Annotated in this window: 10 protein-coding genes; 1 reads left to right on the forward strand and 9 read right to left on the reverse strand. The window is 56.5% G+C overall.

Going from position 1 to position 15266, the window contains the following annotated elements:
• Window positions 1–25: 25 nt before the first annotated feature.
• The 4 genes from pyrG to rlmD form a co-directional block, all read right to left on the reverse strand.
• The gene (pyrG, locus tag ACQG19_RS19595) at window positions 26–1663 is read right to left on the reverse strand and encodes a glutamine hydrolyzing CTP synthase (protein WP_013098516.1); all 1638 of its coding nucleotides are present in this window, start codon (window positions 1661–1663) and stop codon (window positions 26–28) included.
• Window positions 1664–1886: 223 nt separating this feature from the next.
• The gene (gene mazG, locus ACQG19_RS19600; protein ID WP_029883908.1) at window positions 1887–2678 is read right to left on the reverse strand and encodes a nucleoside triphosphate pyrophosphohydrolase; all 792 of its coding nucleotides are present in this window, start codon (window positions 2676–2678) and stop codon (window positions 1887–1889) included.
• 66 nt (window positions 2679–2744) lie between these two features.
• On the reverse strand, window positions 2745–4976 hold the full coding sequence (relA, locus tag ACQG19_RS19605; RefSeq protein ID WP_013098518.1) for a GTP diphosphokinase: 2232 nt from the start codon (window positions 4974–4976) through the stop codon (window positions 2745–2747).
• 51 nt (window positions 4977–5027) lie between these two features.
• Window positions 5028–6326 carry a 23S rRNA (uracil(1939)-C(5))-methyltransferase RlmD gene (gene rlmD / locus ACQG19_RS19610; RefSeq protein ID WP_040021627.1) on the reverse strand — a complete coding sequence of 433 codons (1299 nt, stop codon included), beginning with the start codon at window positions 6324–6326 and terminating at the stop codon, window positions 5028–5030.
• A gap of 57 nt (window positions 6327–6383) precedes the next feature.
• On the opposite strand from rlmD, the gene barA reads away from it, so the two are divergent.
• On the forward strand, window positions 6384–9143 hold the full coding sequence (gene barA / locus ACQG19_RS19615) for a two-component sensor histidine kinase BarA (RefSeq protein ID WP_013098520.1): 2760 nt from the start codon (window positions 6384–6386) through the stop codon (window positions 9141–9143).
• Between the two features lie 70 nt (window positions 9144–9213).
• Here barA and ACQG19_RS19620 read toward each other — a convergent pair whose 3' ends face one another.
• The 5 genes from ACQG19_RS19620 to ACQG19_RS19640 all read right to left on the reverse strand — a co-directional run bounded on the left by ACQG19_RS19620 (window position 9214) and on the right by ACQG19_RS19640 (window position 15259).
• Window positions 9214–10353, reverse strand: coding sequence for a glycerate kinase (locus ACQG19_RS19620; RefSeq protein WP_040021628.1), 1140 nt, complete (start codon window positions 10351–10353; stop codon window positions 9214–9216).
• 76 nt (window positions 10354–10429) lie between these two features.
• Window positions 10430–11767: a glucarate dehydratase gene (gene gudD / locus ACQG19_RS19625; protein WP_094916385.1), complete on the reverse strand. Its 1338-nt coding sequence runs from the start codon at window positions 11765–11767 to the stop codon at window positions 10430–10432.
• 15 nt (window positions 11768–11782) lie between these two features.
• Complete coding sequence (locus ACQG19_RS19630; RefSeq protein ID WP_222168934.1) at window positions 11783–13123, reverse strand: glucarate dehydratase family protein; 1341 nt, start codon at window positions 13121–13123, stop codon at window positions 11783–11785.
• Window positions 13123–14478, reverse strand: coding sequence for a galactarate/glucarate/glycerate transporter GudP (gudP, locus tag ACQG19_RS19635; RefSeq protein ID WP_013098524.1), 1356 nt, complete (start codon window positions 14476–14478; stop codon window positions 13123–13125). Before gudP ends, ACQG19_RS19630 begins: the two co-directional genes overlap by 1 nt.
• A 334-nt stretch (window positions 14479–14812) precedes the next feature.
• Complete coding sequence (locus tag ACQG19_RS19640) at window positions 14813–15259, reverse strand: flavodoxin (protein WP_013098525.1); 447 nt, start codon at window positions 15257–15259, stop codon at window positions 14813–14815.
• Window positions 15260–15266 lie beyond the last annotated feature (7 nt).

The following is a 15266-nucleotide window of genomic DNA, read 5'->3' on the forward strand; positions in this document are numbered from 1 at the left end:
GGTACGCGTTGCCGTTCTAACTTTTTTACTTCGCCTGACGCTTCTGATACTCGCTGGCGGCTTTCACGAAACCTGCAAACAGCGGATGCCCGTCACGTGGCGTTGAAGTAAATTCCGGGTGGAATTGGCAGGCGACAAACCACGGGTGGTTTGGCACTTCGATGATCTCGACTAACTGATCATCCCCGGAGCGGCCCGCAACACGCAGACCCGCAGCTTCAATTTGTTTCAACAACATGTTGTTGACTTCATAGCGGTGACGATGACGCTCGGTGATGACCGGTTCGCCATACAGCTTACGAACCACGCTATCGTCAGACAGCTGGCAGGCCTGTGCGCCAAGACGCATAGTGCCACCCAGATCGCTCTTCTCGGTACGGACTTCGACGTTACCGTCTTCGTCGCGCCATTCAGTGATAAGCGCCACTACAGGGTACTTACAGTCTGGCACAAATTCCGTAGAGTTCGCGTTTTCCATTCCCGCTACGTTGCGCGCAAATTCGATTAGCGCAACCTGCATACCCAGGCAGATGCCGAGGTATGGAATATTGTTTTCACGCGCATAGCGTGCAGTGGCGATCTTGCCTTCTACACCACGGTAGCCGAAGCCGCCAGGGATGAGAATCGCATCCAGATCTTTCAGAATTTCGACGCCACGTGTTTCAACATCCTGCGAATCAATCAGCTTGATGTTCACGGAGACGCGGTTCTTCAGACCACCGTGTTTCAGCGCTTCGATAACGGACTTATAGGCATCCGGCAGTTCGATGTACTTGCCGACCATACCGATAGTCACTTCACCAGCCGGATTGGCTTCTTCATAAATAACCTGTTCCCATTCAGACAGGTTAGCTTCCGGACAGTTCAAGCTGAATCGTTTACAAATATAATCGTCCAGGCCCTGTGATTTCAACAGGCCCGGGATTTTATAAATGGAATCGACATCTTTCATTGAAATAACGGCTTTTTCAGGCACGTTACAGAACAATGCAATTTTCGCACGTTCGTTCGCCGGAACCGCGCGATCGGAGCGGCAAACCAGAATGTCAGGCTGAATACCGATGGAGAGCAGCTCTTTCACGGAGTGCTGAGTCGGTTTGGTTTTCACTTCACCTGCGGCTGCCATGTAAGGCACCAGCGTCAGGTGCATGAACAGCGCGTGTTCACGACCGATATCAACCGCCAGCTGGCGAATCGCTTCCAGGAACGGCAGGGATTCGATATCACCCACGGTACCGCCGATTTCAACCAGCACCACGTCGTGGCCTTCGCCACCCGCAATGATGCGTTCTTTGATAGCGTTAGTGATGTGCGGGATAACCTGAACGGTTGCACCCAGATAATCACCACGGCGCTCTTTACGCAGAACGTCGGAGTAGATACGGCCAGTCGTGAAGTTGTTACGACGGGTCATTTTGGTGCGAATGAAACGCTCGTAGTGGCCAAGATCCAGATCGGTTTCAGCGCCGTCTTCAGTAACGAACACTTCCCCGTGTTGGATTGGGCTCATGGTGCCAGGATCGACGTTGATGTACGGATCCAGTTTCATCATGGTCACATTGAGGCCACGGGCTTCAAGAATGGCTGCGAGGGAGGCTGCGGCAATGCCTTTACCCAGAGAGGATACGACCCCGCCGGTCACAAAAATATAGTTCGTTGTCATGCTGAACCTGAGAAGTTAGGGTGAAACGATGGAATAACCAGGACGGGAAAGTAGTATACCCGAACACGGCGAGCGCCACAAACTTTCATTCTCCGTCTCCATTCCAGGCCATGACAAACATAAGGAGTGAGAAAATAGCCCCTTTTGGGTAAATGTTTTTGACGCAAATCAAGCGCTTGTCATTTAAAAAATCACACAAATTGCGCTTGATCGCAAAATTCCGTTAGAGATCAGATTCCTGGCGTTTTACTTCCTGCCAGACTTCTTCCATCACATCGAGGTCAATTCCGGTCATTTCCAGGCCGCGCGAGGCCACAATGCGCTCGACTTCGCGAAAGCGTCGTTCGAACTTAAGGTTGGCTTTTTGCAGGGCCGTTTCCGCTTTTACACCCAGGTGGCGCGAAAGGTTGACGGTGGCAAACAGCAAATCGCCCATCTCTTCTTCAAGCTTTGCTTCATCCACCACGGCCTGCTGCGCTTCGTGCATCACTTCGTCGATTTCTTCATGGACTTTGTCCAGTACCGGGCCAAGCGAGTGCCAGTCAAACCCTACTGCCGAGCAGCGTTTCTGGATCTTATGGGCACGCATCAGGGCGGGCAGACTCAGCGGGATGTCATCCAGCGCGGAGTGTTGGGATTTTTCAGCCCGCTCGGCGCTTTTAATCTGCTCCCAGCGCGCCAGCACTTCCGCGCTGTTGCCCGCCGTGGCATCGCCAAAGATATGCGGATGGCGGCGCTCAAGCTTGTCGCTAATGGCGGCGCAGATATCGTCAAAATTAAAGCGCCCCTCTTCCTGCGCCATCTGCGCATAGAACACCACCTGGAACAGCAGGTCACCGAGTTCGCCGCGCAGGTCGTCAAAGTCCTCACGTGAAATGGCGTCCAGTACTTCATAGGTCTCTTCGAGGGTGTACGGGGCAATAGTCGCGAAAGTCTGCTCTTTATCCCACGGGCAGCCGTTTTCCGGGTCGCGCAGGCGTTTCATGATGCCGAGCAGGCGGTCGATTTGAGTCATAGTACTGTCCTGATGAAAAAATGCCGGGTGGCGGCGTTGCCTTACCCGGCTTACAGAAGAGGATGTTTAACCGCCGTGGAGACGACGCGCGTCAATCACATCCGGGACCTGGTTCAGTTTGCCAAGCACGCGGCCCAGCACCTGCAGGTTGTAGATTTCGATGGTCATATCGATGGTGGCAAGCTGCTCGCGGGTATCGCTGCGGCTGGCAACGCCCAGCACGTTGACCTTCTCATTGGCAAGAATGGTCGTAATGTCGCGCAGCAGTCCACTGCGATCGTTGGCGGTGACGCGCACCACCAGCGAGTAGCCGGCAGAGTAGCTTTCACCCCAGACGGCTTCAACGATGCGTTCCGGCGCATGCGACTGCAGCTCAGCAAGCTGGTCACAGTCTGAGCGGTGAATCGAAATCCCACGCCCCTGGGTGATAAAGCCGACGATGTCGTCCCCCGGGATAGGCTGGCAGCAGCGGGCGATGTGGTGCATCAGATTGCCGACGCCTTCCACCACCACGCGGCCATTGTCTTTGCTGCGCTGCTGCGGGGCGTAGGTTTTCTGCTGCAACTGTTTCAGCGCCGCCGCATCCTGCTCTGCCGCACTTGGCTTGTTGAACTGCGCCTGCAGGAAATTCACCATCTGGTTGAGACGAATATCGCCGCCGCCAATGGCCGCTAACAGCTCATCGAGCTCATTAAAGTTGTAACGCGGCAGCAGGAACTTCTCCGCCTCTTTCAGGCTGATGCCTATATGCTCCAGCTCGTCATCCAGGATCTGGCGACCGGCAAGGATGTTCTTGTCACGATCCTGTTTACGGAACCAGGCGTGAATTTTGGAGCGTCCGCGGCTGGTAGTGACATACCCCAGGTTCGGGTTCAGCCAGTCACGGCTCGGGTTTGGCTGCTTCTGGGTGATGATTTCAATCTGATCGCCCATCTGCAGCTGGTAGGTAAACGGCACAATGCGCCCGCCGATTTTCGCACCAATGCAGCGGTGCCCGACATCGCTGTGGATGTGATAGGCAAAGTCGAGCGGCGTTGACCCTGCAGGCAGGTCGACAACGTCCCCTTTCGGCGTAAAGACGTACACCCGGTCGTCGAAGACCTGGCTGCGCACTTCGTCGAGCATCTCGCCGGAGTCGGCCATCTCTTCCTGCCACGCAATCAACTTACGCAGCCAGGCAATGCGGTCTTCGTGACCGGTGCGCGCTCCGCCCGAGGTGCCCTCTTTGTATTTCCAGTGCGCGGCGACACCCAGCTCGGCGTCTTCGTGCATCTGTTTGGTACGGATCTGAATTTCAACCGTTTTACCGCCGGGGCCCAGCACCACGGTATGAATAGACTGGTAGCCGTTAGGTTTCGGGTTGGCGACATAGTCATCGAACTCATCCGGCAGATGGCGGAAGTGCGTGTGCACGATCCCCAGTGCGGCGTAGCAGTCCTGCAGACGCTCCGCCACAATACGCACGGCACGCACGTCGAACAGCTCGTCAAAGGCGAGGTGTTTCTTCTGCATTTTGCGCCAGATGCTGTAGATATGCTTTGGCCGACCGTACACTTCGGCACGGACGTTCTCTTCCTTCATCGACTGGCGCAACCCGCTGACAAATTCTTCAATATAGTGTTCGCGGTCGATACGGCGTTCATGCAGCAGTTTCGCAATGCGCTTATATTCCGCCGGGTGCAGATAACGGAAGCAGTAGTCTTCCAGCTCCCATTTGAGCTGACCAATGCCTAAGCGGTTCGCCAGCGGCGCATAAATGTTTGTACACTCTTTGGCGGCGAGTACGCGCTCATCTTCCGGCGCGTCCTTCACTTCACGCAGGTGGGCGATACGCTCGGCAAGCTTGATCACCACGCAGCGGAAATCATCCACCATGGCCAGCAGCATCCGGCGAACATTATCGACCTGTTCAGAGGAGACGGAATCGGTGTGCGCGGCTTTGAGCTGACGAATGGCCGCCATATCGCGGACACCGTGGATCAGCGCCACGACCGATTTTCCGACGCTTTCACGCAGCACGTCTTCCGTGACGACATCCGCATCGGCAAGCGGGAACAGAAGCGCGGCCTGCAGCGTTTCGATATCCATATTGAGCATGGATAAGATTTCGACCATCTCCACGCCGCGCCACAGCAGCAGCTCGGCGTCCGGATGCCCCAGCGTGGTGCGCTGACAATAGGCCCAGGTTTCGGTTAAGCGTTCACACGACTGCTGGCTGGAAATTCCCAGACTTGCGATCCATTTTTGAGGGTCAAACTCACCAGCTTTATTAAGATGTGCACTTCTTACCGCAACCATCGTCCTCTCCTTTAGGGACCAGGGCCTGTCGAAGTCGACAAGCCAAACTAATTAGATGTGCTCGAACAACACCATTGATTCCAGATGCCCAGTGTGCGGGAACATGTCCAGCATTGCCAGACGCTGAATCTGGTAACCCGCGCTGAGTAATGCCTCGCTATCCCGGGCAAGCGTTGCCGGGTTACAGGAAACGTAGACCACGCGTTTCGGGGCGAGTTTAATTATATGCTGCATCACGCCCGGTGCGCCTGCCCGTGCCGGGTCGAGCAGGATTTTGTCAAAGCCCTGTTTTGCCCAGGGCTGCTGCGTGACATCTTCCTCCAGATTTTGATGAAAGAATGTCACATTTTGCAAGCCGTTCTGTTGCGCATTCTCCTGGCCTTTCGCCACCAGCGCGTCGACGCCTTCTACCCCCACAACACTCGCCGCTTTACGGGCCAGCGGCAGCGTGAAATTGCCCATGCCGCAGAAGAGATCAAGCACGCGGTCGGTCGGCTGGACATCCAGCCACGTCAGCGCGGTTTCGATCATCTGCTGATTGACGCCGTCATTAACCTGGATGAAATCCCGCGGACTGAACGTTAAGCGTAGTCCGTTTGACGCATACCAGGGCGCGTCACCTGTAACCTGCTCCAGTATCTCGCTTTGTGGGGCGAGAAAAAGCGCCAGCTCGTGGGAATGCGAAAAGCGTTCCAGTTTTTCGCGGTCTTTTTTGGACAGCGGCGCGGTATGGCGCAGCACCATCAGCGGACCATTGTTTGCCAGGACCAGTTCCACATGCCCGAGGTGGCGAACACTGTCCAGCCCGGACAGGCACGCGTGCACGTCCGGGAGCAATGCCTCAAGACGGGGCACCAAAATGGGGCACTGCCTGATATCGACGATATCGCTGGAGCCCGCTTTGCGAAACCCCATCTCCAGCCGCTCGTTTTTGGGCTGATAGCTAAGGCTCAGCCGCGCGCGACGACGATAGCCCCAGGGTTGGTCGGCAATGATTTCGTCAACGTCATGCCTGAGCAGGCGTGCCAGGGCATTACTCTTACTTTTTTGCTGTAAAACTACGCTGGCATGTTGTTGCTGGCAGCCTCCGCAGACGCCAAAATGCGGGCAGCGTGGCTCTGTGCGCTCCGGGCTGGTGGTCAGACGGCGCTTCACCTTCCCGCGTGCGTACTGGCGTTTATCTTCCGTCAGCGTAATTTCTGCTCGTTCTGTGGGCAGCAAACCTGTTATAAACAGTGTCTTACCATTGTGATGCGCGACGCCCTGACCAAAAGGGTCAAGGTCCGTGGCTTCGACAGTGATGATCTGACGCGTCGTCACGCGTCGCTTTGCAGAGTAGAATTGCGCCATCGCCGGGAATTTTCTCAAATATACATAATTATCTTAATTGTCCCATAACGGAACGCCATGACCAACTACAGCCTGCGCGCGCGCATGATGATTTTGATCCTCGCCCCCACCGTTCTCATCGGTTTGCTGCTGAGCATCTTCTTCGTTGTGCACCGCTATAACGACCTGCAGCGACAGCTGGAAGATGCCGGAGCCAGCATCATCGAACCGCTGGCCGTGTCCAGCGAATACGGGATGAACCTGCAAAACCGCGAATCGATTGGTCAGTTAATCAGTGTGTTGCATCGCCGCCACTCGGATATTGTGCGTGCGATCTCCGTCTATGACGAGCATAACCGGCTGTTCGTCACCTCTAATTTTCATCTTGATCCGGCAGCGTTAAAAATTCCTGACGGTTCGCCCTTCCCGCGCCATCTCACGGTGATGCGACGGGGCGATATTATGATCCTGCGCACGCCGATAATTTCGGAAAGTTATTCGCCGGATGAGTCCGCGCAATCCGACGCCAAGTCCAGCAGCAATATGCTCGGATATGTGGCGCTGGAGCTGGACCTCAAGTCGGTGCGACTGCAGCAATACAAAGAGATTTTTATCTCCGGCGTGATGATGCTGTTCTGTATCGGCATTGCGCTTATCTTCGGCTGGCGACTGATGCGCGATGTGACCGGGCCCATCCGCAATATGGTCAACACCGTTGACCGCATTCGCCGTGGCCAGCTCGATAGCCGCGTGGAAGGGTTCATGCTGGGCGAACTGGACATGCTGAAAAACGGCATCAACTCGATGGCGATGTCGCTGGCGGCCTATCACGAAGAGATGCAGCATAACGTGGATCAGGCCACTTCGGATCTGCGCGAAACGCTGGAACAGATGGAGATCCAGAACGTCGAGCTGGATCTGGCGAAAAAGCGTGCCCAGGAGGCTGCCCGCATTAAATCGGAGTTCCTTGCCAATATGTCACACGAGCTGCGTACGCCGCTCAATGGCGTGATTGGCTTTACCCGCCTGACCCTGAAGAGCGAGCTTAACCCCACCCAGCGCGATCACCTGCACACCATTGAACGTTCGGCCAACAATCTGCTGGCGATCATTAATGACGTGCTGGACTTCTCCAAACTGGAGGCGGGCAAGCTGATTCTGGAGAGCATTCCGTTCCCGCTGCGCAGTACGCTTGATGAGGTGGTTACGCTGCTGGCGCACTCGTCGCACGACAAAGGGCTTGAGCTGACGCTGAACATTAAAAACGACGTGCCGGATAACGTCATCGGCGATCCGCTGCGCCTGCAGCAGGTCATTACCAATCTTGTCGGTAATGCCATCAAATTTACCGAAAGCGGCAACATCGACATTCTGGTGGAAAAACGTGCCATCAGTAATAACAAAGTACAGATTGAAGTTCAGATCCGCGATACCGGCATTGGCATTCCCGAACGGGATCAATCCCGTCTGTTCCAGGCGTTTCGTCAGGCGGATGCGAGTATTTCACGGCGTCACGGTGGTACGGGCCTGGGGCTGGTTATCACGCAAAAATTGGTTAAAGAGATGGGCGGCGATATCTCTTTCCACAGCCAGCCAAACCGGGGGTCGACGTTCTGGTTCCATATTAACCTGGATCTTAACCCGAACGTGCTGACGGACGGCCCGGTGACGGATTGCCTGAAAGGCAAGCGCCTCGCTTACGTGGAGCCGAACGCCGCCGCGGCCCAGTGCACGCTGGACATCTTAAGCACCACGCCGCTGGAGGTGGTCTACAGCCCGACCTTCTCTGCGCTTACCGTTGAGCATTACGACATCCTGCTGATGGGGATCCCGGTCACCTTTACCGGGGAGCTCACCATGCAGCAGGAACGGCTGGCGAAAGCCGCATCAATGACCGACTACCTGCTGCTGGCGCTGCCGTGCCATGCGCAAATCAATGCCGAAGAGTTGAAAAACGACGGGGCGGCCGCCTGTCTGCTTAAACCGCTCACCGCCACACGCTTGTTGCCTGCCCTGACGGCCTACTGCCGCCTGAATGAGCATGCCGTGGCACTGATTAATGACGAGCAGAGGCTGCCGATGAGCGTGATGGCGGTGGATGATAACCCGGCAAACCTGAAGCTGATTGGCGTGCTGCTTGAGGATCAGGTTCAGCATGTTGAGCTCTGCACCAGCGGTGCTGAGGCGGTTGAACTGGCCAAACAGATGCAGTTCGATTTGATTCTTATGGATATTCAAATGCCGGGTATGGATGGCATTCGCGCCTGCGAGCTCATCCGCCAGCTACCTCATCAACAGCAAACGCCGGTCATTGCCGTGACCGCGCATGCGATGGCCGGACAGAAAGAGAAGCTGCTCGGCGCCGGAATGAATGATTATCTGGCGAAACCTATCGACGAAGAGAAACTGCATAACCTGCTGCTGCGCTATAAGCCGGGGCATATCGGCGGTACGTATACCTTATCAGCAGAACCAGTTGAGATTAGCGTGAATCAGAACGCCACCTTTGACTGGCAGCTTGCGTTACGCCAGGCGGCGGGGAAACCTGATTTAGCCCGCGAGATGCTACAGATGCTGGTCGCGTTTCTACCGGAAATTCGCAATAAGGTAGAAGAACAGCTGGTGGGCGAAAACCCGGAGGAACTGCTGCAGGCTATCCACAAGCTGCACGGTAGCTGTGGCTACAGCGGCGTGCCCCGCCTGAAAAACCTCTGCCAGCTGCTGGAGCAGCAGCTACGCGCAGGGACACCAGAATCTGAACTGGAACCGGAGTTCCTTGAGCTGCTGGATGAGATGGATAACGTGACGCGGGAAGCGATGAAGGTGTTAGGAAACTGAGGTAAATGCCCGGTGGCGCGACGCTTACCGGGCCTACACCCTCACCCCTCTCCCACTGGGAGAGGGAGAACTACATCCCCTGCCCGAGTTTCAGTACCGCCGCGATATTTCTTGCGGCCATCCTGACGTTCTCGCTGGCATTTTCCAGCGCATCTTCCAGCGAGCAGATGGTGTAAATCACGCTAAACACCGCATCGATGCCGTGATCGTGCACGACGCCAACGTCCGCCGTCAGACTGCCTGCAATCCCGATAACCGGCTTGTTGAAGCGTTTAGCTACCTTCGCCACCCCAACCGGCACTTTGCCGTGGATCGTCTGGCTGTCGATGCGACCTTCACCCGTTATCACCAAATCCGCATCGGCAATCTGGTCAGCCAGATGTAGCGCATCGGTGACGATCTCAATGCCCTGGCGCAGCTGCGCACCGCAGAAGGCATACAGCGCCGCCCCCATTCCACCTGCCGCGCCGCCGCCCGCCAGGTTGAGCACATCCATATCAAGATCCCGGGCAATGATCCGCGCATAGTGCGCAAGCGCATTGTCCAGAGTAATGATCATCTCGGGTGTGGCCCCCTTTTGCGGGCCAAAAACCGCTGATGCGCCCAGCTTACCGGTAAGCGGATTCGTCACATCGCAGGCCACTTCTATGCGGCACTCGGCCAGACGCTTGTCCAGCCCGCTCAGGTCGATACGGGCAAGTTTGCCCAGCTCGCCTCCGCCCTGCCCCAGCGGCTGTTCACGGTCGTCCAGCAGCCTGGCCCCCAGCGCCTGCACCATTCCTGCACCGCCATCATTGGTGGCGCTGCCCCCGATGCCGATGATGATATGCTTAACGCCCGCATCCAGCGCGTGACGGATAAGTTCACCCGTGCCCCAGGAGGTCGTTTTCAGAGGATCGCGCTGCGAAGGTGCAACCAGCTCAAGACCACTGGCCGCCGCCATTTCGATAAAGGCGCTCTTCTCGTCGCCGGATATCCCGTAAAACCCTTCCACGCGATGGCCCAGAGGGCCGGTCACCGGAACATGCACAATGCGTCCCTGCGTTGCCGCGATCATCGCTTCGACGGTGCCTTCACCGCCGTCCGCGACCGGCAGTTTGACGTAAACCGCCTCAGGAAAGATCTCGCGAAAACCCTGCTCTATCGCTGTCGCAACCTCAAGCGCACTCAAACTTTCCTTATACGAGTCCGGTGCGATAACAATTTTCATAAGCCATCCTTACGCATAGTCGTTACGTTAAGCATACACCACGTAAAGAACCGCCATGGGAGCGGTCCCAATGCGTTTATCGTACCATGCACGGACGTTTATTGTCGAATGTCCACTCTGGGATCAGATACTGCATCGCCATCGCGTCATCGCGCGCACCCAGCCCATGTTTCTGGTACAGCTCGTGGGCTTTCATCACCTGATCCATATCCAGCTCCACGCCCAGACCCGGTGTGGACGGGACCTGCACCATCCCCCCTTTGATTTCAAACGGCGCTTTCGTCAGACGCTGATTGCCTTCCTGCCAGATCCAGTGGGTGTCGATCGCGGTGATCGTGCCCGGCGCGGCAGCGGCCACGTGGGTGAACATCGCCAGCGAGATATCAAAGTGGTTATTGGAGTGCGAGCCCCAGGTCAGACCGAACTCATGGCACATCTGCGCCACACGTACAGAGCCCTGCATCGTCCAGAAATGCGGGTCCGCCAGCGGAATATCGACAGACTGCAGGGACAAAGTGTGCCCCATCTGACGCCAGTCGGTGGCGATCATGTTGGTCGCGGTAGGTAAACCGGTGGCGCGGCGGAACTCCGCCATCACTTCACGGCCAGAGAAACCTTGTTCTGCCCCGCACGGATCCTCCGCGTAGGCCAGCACGCCTTTCAGCTGCTTGCCGATGGCGATCGCCTCATCAAGCGACCAGGCCCCGTTCGGATCCAGCGTGACGCGCGCCTGCGGGAATCGTTTAGCCAGGGCTGAGATAGCTTCGGCCTCTTGTTCCCCGGCCAGCACGCCGCCCTTCAGTTTGAAATCATTAAAACCATATTTTTCGTACGCGGCCTCTGCCAGGCGCACCACCGCATCCGGCGTCATCGCTTCATCGTGGCGGAGTCGGTACCAGTCACATTGCTCGTCCGGCTGGCTCTGGTATGGCAACGGCGTCAGGTTGCGGTCGCCAACAAAGAACAGATAGCCCAACATCTCCACTTCGCTGCGTTGCTGCCCCTCACCCAGCAGGGAAGCAACGTTAACCCCCAGGTGTTGACCTAACAGGTCCAGCATGGCGGCTTCGATGCCGGTCACCACGTGGATGGTGGTGCGCAGATCAAACGTTTGCAGCCCACGGCCACCCGCATCGCGATCGGCAAAGGTATTCCGCACGGTATTTAAGACGTTTTTATATTCGCCCAGCGTTTTTCCCACCACCAGCGGGATGGCGTCTTCAAGCGTTTTGCGGATCTTCTCACCGCCCGGGATTTCCCCCACGCCGGTATGCCCGGCGTTATCTTTAATAATGACAATATTGCGGGTGAAAAACGGCGCATGTGCGCCGCTCAGGTTCATCAGCATGCTGTCATGGCCGGCAACCGGAATGATCTGCATGGAAGTAACAACAGGGGTGGTAAAAGTGCTCATGGTGCAATCCTTTTATCAGTGACGTCCAAAAACTGGGCGCTTACGGTCAAATGTCCAGCCAGGGATCAGGTACTGCATCGGCCCGGCGTCATTACGCGCGCCGCCCGGCAGTTTTTTATACGCTTCATGCGCCTTGTGGACCTGATCCCAGTCAAGCTCCACGCCCAATCCCGGCGCATCCGGTACTGCGATGGTGCCGTTTTTAATTTCCAGCGGATTTTTCGTCAGACGGGCCTCACCCTCCTGCCAAATCCAGTGTGTGTCGATAGCGGTTGGGTGACCCGGTGCCGCCGCGCCAACGTGGGTAAACATCGCCAGCGAAATATCGAAATGGTTATTGGAGTGACAACCCCAGGTGAGCCCCCAGTCATCACACAGCTGCGCCACACGCACGGCGCCTGAAAGCGTCCAGAAGTGCGGGTCTGCCAGCGGAATATCGACCGCATTCAGCATGACCGCATGGCCCATTTCACGCCAGTTGGTGGCGATCATGTTCGTAGCGACCGGTAGCCCGGTGGCACGTCGGAATTCCGCCATCACCTCGCGACCCGAGAAGCCTTGTTCAGCCCCAACCGGATCTTCCGCGTAGGTCAGGACATCCCCCAGTCCTTTGCACAGGGCGATAGCCTCATCCAGCAGCCAGGCACCGTTAGGGTCAACGGTAATGCGGGCATCCGGAAAACGTTTCTTGAGCGCACGCGCGGTTTCAATCTCCTGCTCGCCGGGTAATACCCCGCCTTTGAGTTTGAAGTCTTTAAAACCGTAGCGGTCCTGTGCCGCCTCGGCCAGCCGAACCACCGCGTCACTGGAGAGCGCCTCCTGGTGACGCAGGTGATACCACTCATGGTGGCCCGGCGAGTGCGCCAGATAAGGCAGATCGGTTTTTTGCCGATCGCCAACATAAAACAGATAGCCGAGTACCGTCACCGCGTCACGCTGTTTGCCCGGCCCCAGCAGTTCACAGACCGGAACGTTCAGCGCCTTACCGAGCAAATCGAGCAGGGCGGCCTCCAGCGCGGCGACAGCATTGACGCGCAGCTCAAACGTCCAGGCGCCTTTGCCGAAGGTGTCAAAGTCCGCCGACTGGTTGCCTTTGTGAACATGCTGGACCACTTTATTCAGACGGGCGACCTCCTGGCCGACCACCTGCGGAATGGCGTCTGACAGCGTCTGGAAAATTACCTCACCGCCCGGCGCTTCCCCAACGCCGGTGTTCCCTGCGCTGTCGGTCAGCACCACGATATTGCGGGTAAACCAGGCGTTATGCGCGCCGCCAATATTAAGCAGCATGCTGTCCTGGCCGGCCACCGGGATGACCTTCATGTCGGTAATAACCGGGCTCGATTGTGTTGTCATCAGCCACGCTCCGCTACAGGTTTGAGTTCAATGCGTTTGATATCACCCACCAGCACCAGATAGCTCAGGACCGCCACCAGGGCGTGCACACCCACATAAATCAGCGCACCGTTGAATGAGCCCGTGGTCCCGACGATGTAGCCAATGGCAATCGGGGTGACAATCCCGGAGATGTTGCCGAACATGTTAAACAGACCGCCGCTCAGGCCGCTTATCTCTTTTGGCGCGGTATCCGCCATCACTGCCCAGCCCAGCGCACCAATCCCTTTCCCGAAGAAAGCCATCGCCATAAAGCCGATGATCATCCACTCCGCGCTGACGTAGTTACAGAACACCATGGTCATTGAAAGCAACATGCCGAGCACAATTGGCGTTTTACGGGCGATGTTCAGCGAACCGGTACGACGCATCAGCCAGTCGGAAATCACCCCACCCAGTACGCCCCCCACAAAGCCGCAGATAGCCGGTACGGAGGCGACAAAGCCTGCTTTCAGAATCGACATACCGCGTGCCTGCACCAGATAGACCGGGAACCAGGTGATAAAGAAGTAGGTTAAGGCGTTAATGCAATACTGCCCCAGGTAGATGCCAATCATCATGCGCGAACCGACAAGCTGCTTGATCTGCGCCCATTTCTGGCTCAACGGGACTTTTGCTTTTTGGCTTTTCTGATCCATGTTGATCAGCGCCCCGCCTTCCGCAATGTACTCCAGCTCTTTCTTGTTCACGCCCGGATGTTGGTTCGGCTCGTGGATCACTTTCAGCCAGATAAAGCTGATGACGATCCCCAATCCGCCCATGAAGAAGAAGACGTGTGACCAGCCCACTTCATGCGTCAGCCAGCCCATGATTGGCGCAAAGATCACCGTCGCGAAATACTGGGCAGAGTTAAAAATCGCCACCGCCGTTCCCCTCTCCTGCGCCGGGAACCAGGCGGCCACGATGCGGCTATTACCCGGGAAGGATGGCGCTTCTGCTAACCCCACCAGGAAGCGGAGAGTAAAGAGCGCGACGATAATACCGAAGCCGCTGAAGATATCGACGAAGCCCTGCAACAGGGTAAACATCGACCAGATAAAGATGGACCAGAAGTAGACGCGCTTGGATCCAAAACGATCGAGCAGCCAGCCACCCGGGATCTGTCCAATAACATAGGCCCATGAAAATGCGGAGAAAACATACCCCATGCCAACCGGATCAAGCCCAATGTCTTTTGCCATTTCAGAGCCGGCAATCGACAGCGTGGCGCGGTCACCATAGTTAAAGGACGTGACGATAAACAGCATCACCACTATCCAGTAGCGAGCGTTAGTGCGCTTCTCCGCACTGCTCGCCGCGTGGCTTAATGTACTCATTGTTGCACTCCTGAAACATAGCTTTCGCCTGGTTCACTCTGTACAGCACCGGTAGGGTAATCAGAATGAGATTTGTGTTTGTCGTTTTGGTACGGCCTGAAGCCGTTTTATTGTGACCGGGAAAGTATATGAAGGAGTGACACGTTCTCTCACCGTGCAAAAACACAACATTAAGGGGCATGAGAAAGGTTGTTTGTGGCAAAAGCCTAAAAGAATGGAAGATGGTTCACGGAATTGGCGTTTGGTGCGGAAGTTATCGCCGGGTGGCGGCAACGCCTGACCCGGCCTGGATAACCCGTAGGCCCGCGCAAGCGAAGCGCCGCCGGGCAGGATGTTATTTAAGCAGTGTGGCCCAGTTCTCAACCCACGGGTTTGATTCGCTTTCGGGTTCCGGGTGTTCTCCGGCGTCAATCAGCAGCATGTCGCCCACGCGCTGGGCGCTCTGTTCCTGCAGGAGTGCGTCGAACTGCTTGCCGCCGCCGCAGAAATTGGCGTAAGAGCTGTCGCCCAGGGCGATGATGCCGTAGTGAACGTCCGGCTGGTAGCCAATGTCTTTAATGCCCTGGAAAAGCGGCACGATGCTGTCCGGCAGATCGCCCTGCCCGGTGGTGGAGGTGACCACCAGAATGTATTTATCTTTATACTTTTCCCAGTCTGCCAGTTCCGGGTCTTCATAAACTGTGGCTTTATGACCCTGGCTTGTGAGTATCGCTTCCGCCTCTTCCGCAACCAGCAGCGAGTTGCCGTACATTGTGCCGACAAAAATGCCTACTTCAGCCATGATATGT

This window comes from Enterobacter cloacae complex sp. 277I4 (genome assembly GCF_050031465.1).
Classification (GTDB): Bacteria; Pseudomonadota; Gammaproteobacteria; order Enterobacterales; family Enterobacteriaceae; genus Enterobacter; species Enterobacter cloacae.

Coding starts and splice junctions, on each gene's coding strand:
- pyrG (WP_013098516.1), bottom strand. CDS start 1,663: ATGACAACGAACTATATTTTTGTGACCGGCGGGGTCGTATCCTCTCTG.
- ACQG19_RS19630 (WP_222168934.1), bottom strand. CDS start 13,123: ATGACAACACAATCGAGCCCGGTTATTACCGACATGAAGGTCATCCCG.
- ACQG19_RS19620 (WP_040021628.1), bottom strand. CDS start 10,353: ATGAAAATTGTTATCGCACCGGACTCGTATAAGGAAAGTTTGAGTGCG.
- relA (WP_013098518.1), bottom strand. CDS start 4,976: ATGGTTGCGGTAAGAAGTGCACATCTTAATAAAGCTGGTGAGTTTGAC.
- mazG (WP_029883908.1), bottom strand. CDS start 2,678: ATGACTCAAATCGACCGCCTGCTCGGCATCATGAAACGCCTGCGCGAC.
- gudD (WP_094916385.1), bottom strand. CDS start 11,767: ATGAGCACTTTTACCACCCCTGTTGTTACTTCCATGCAGATCATTCCG.
- rlmD (WP_040021627.1), bottom strand. CDS start 6,326: ATGGCGCAATTCTACTCTGCAAAGCGACGCGTGACGACGCGTCAGATC.
- ACQG19_RS19640 (WP_013098525.1), bottom strand. CDS start 15,259: ATGGCTGAAGTAGGCATTTTTGTCGGCACAATGTACGGCAACTCGCTG.
- gudP (WP_013098524.1), bottom strand. CDS start 14,478: ATGAGTACATTAAGCCACGCGGCGAGCAGTGCGGAGAAGCGCACTAAC.
- barA (WP_013098520.1), top strand. CDS start 6,384: ATGACCAACTACAGCCTGCGCGCGCGCATGATGATTTTGATCCTCGCC.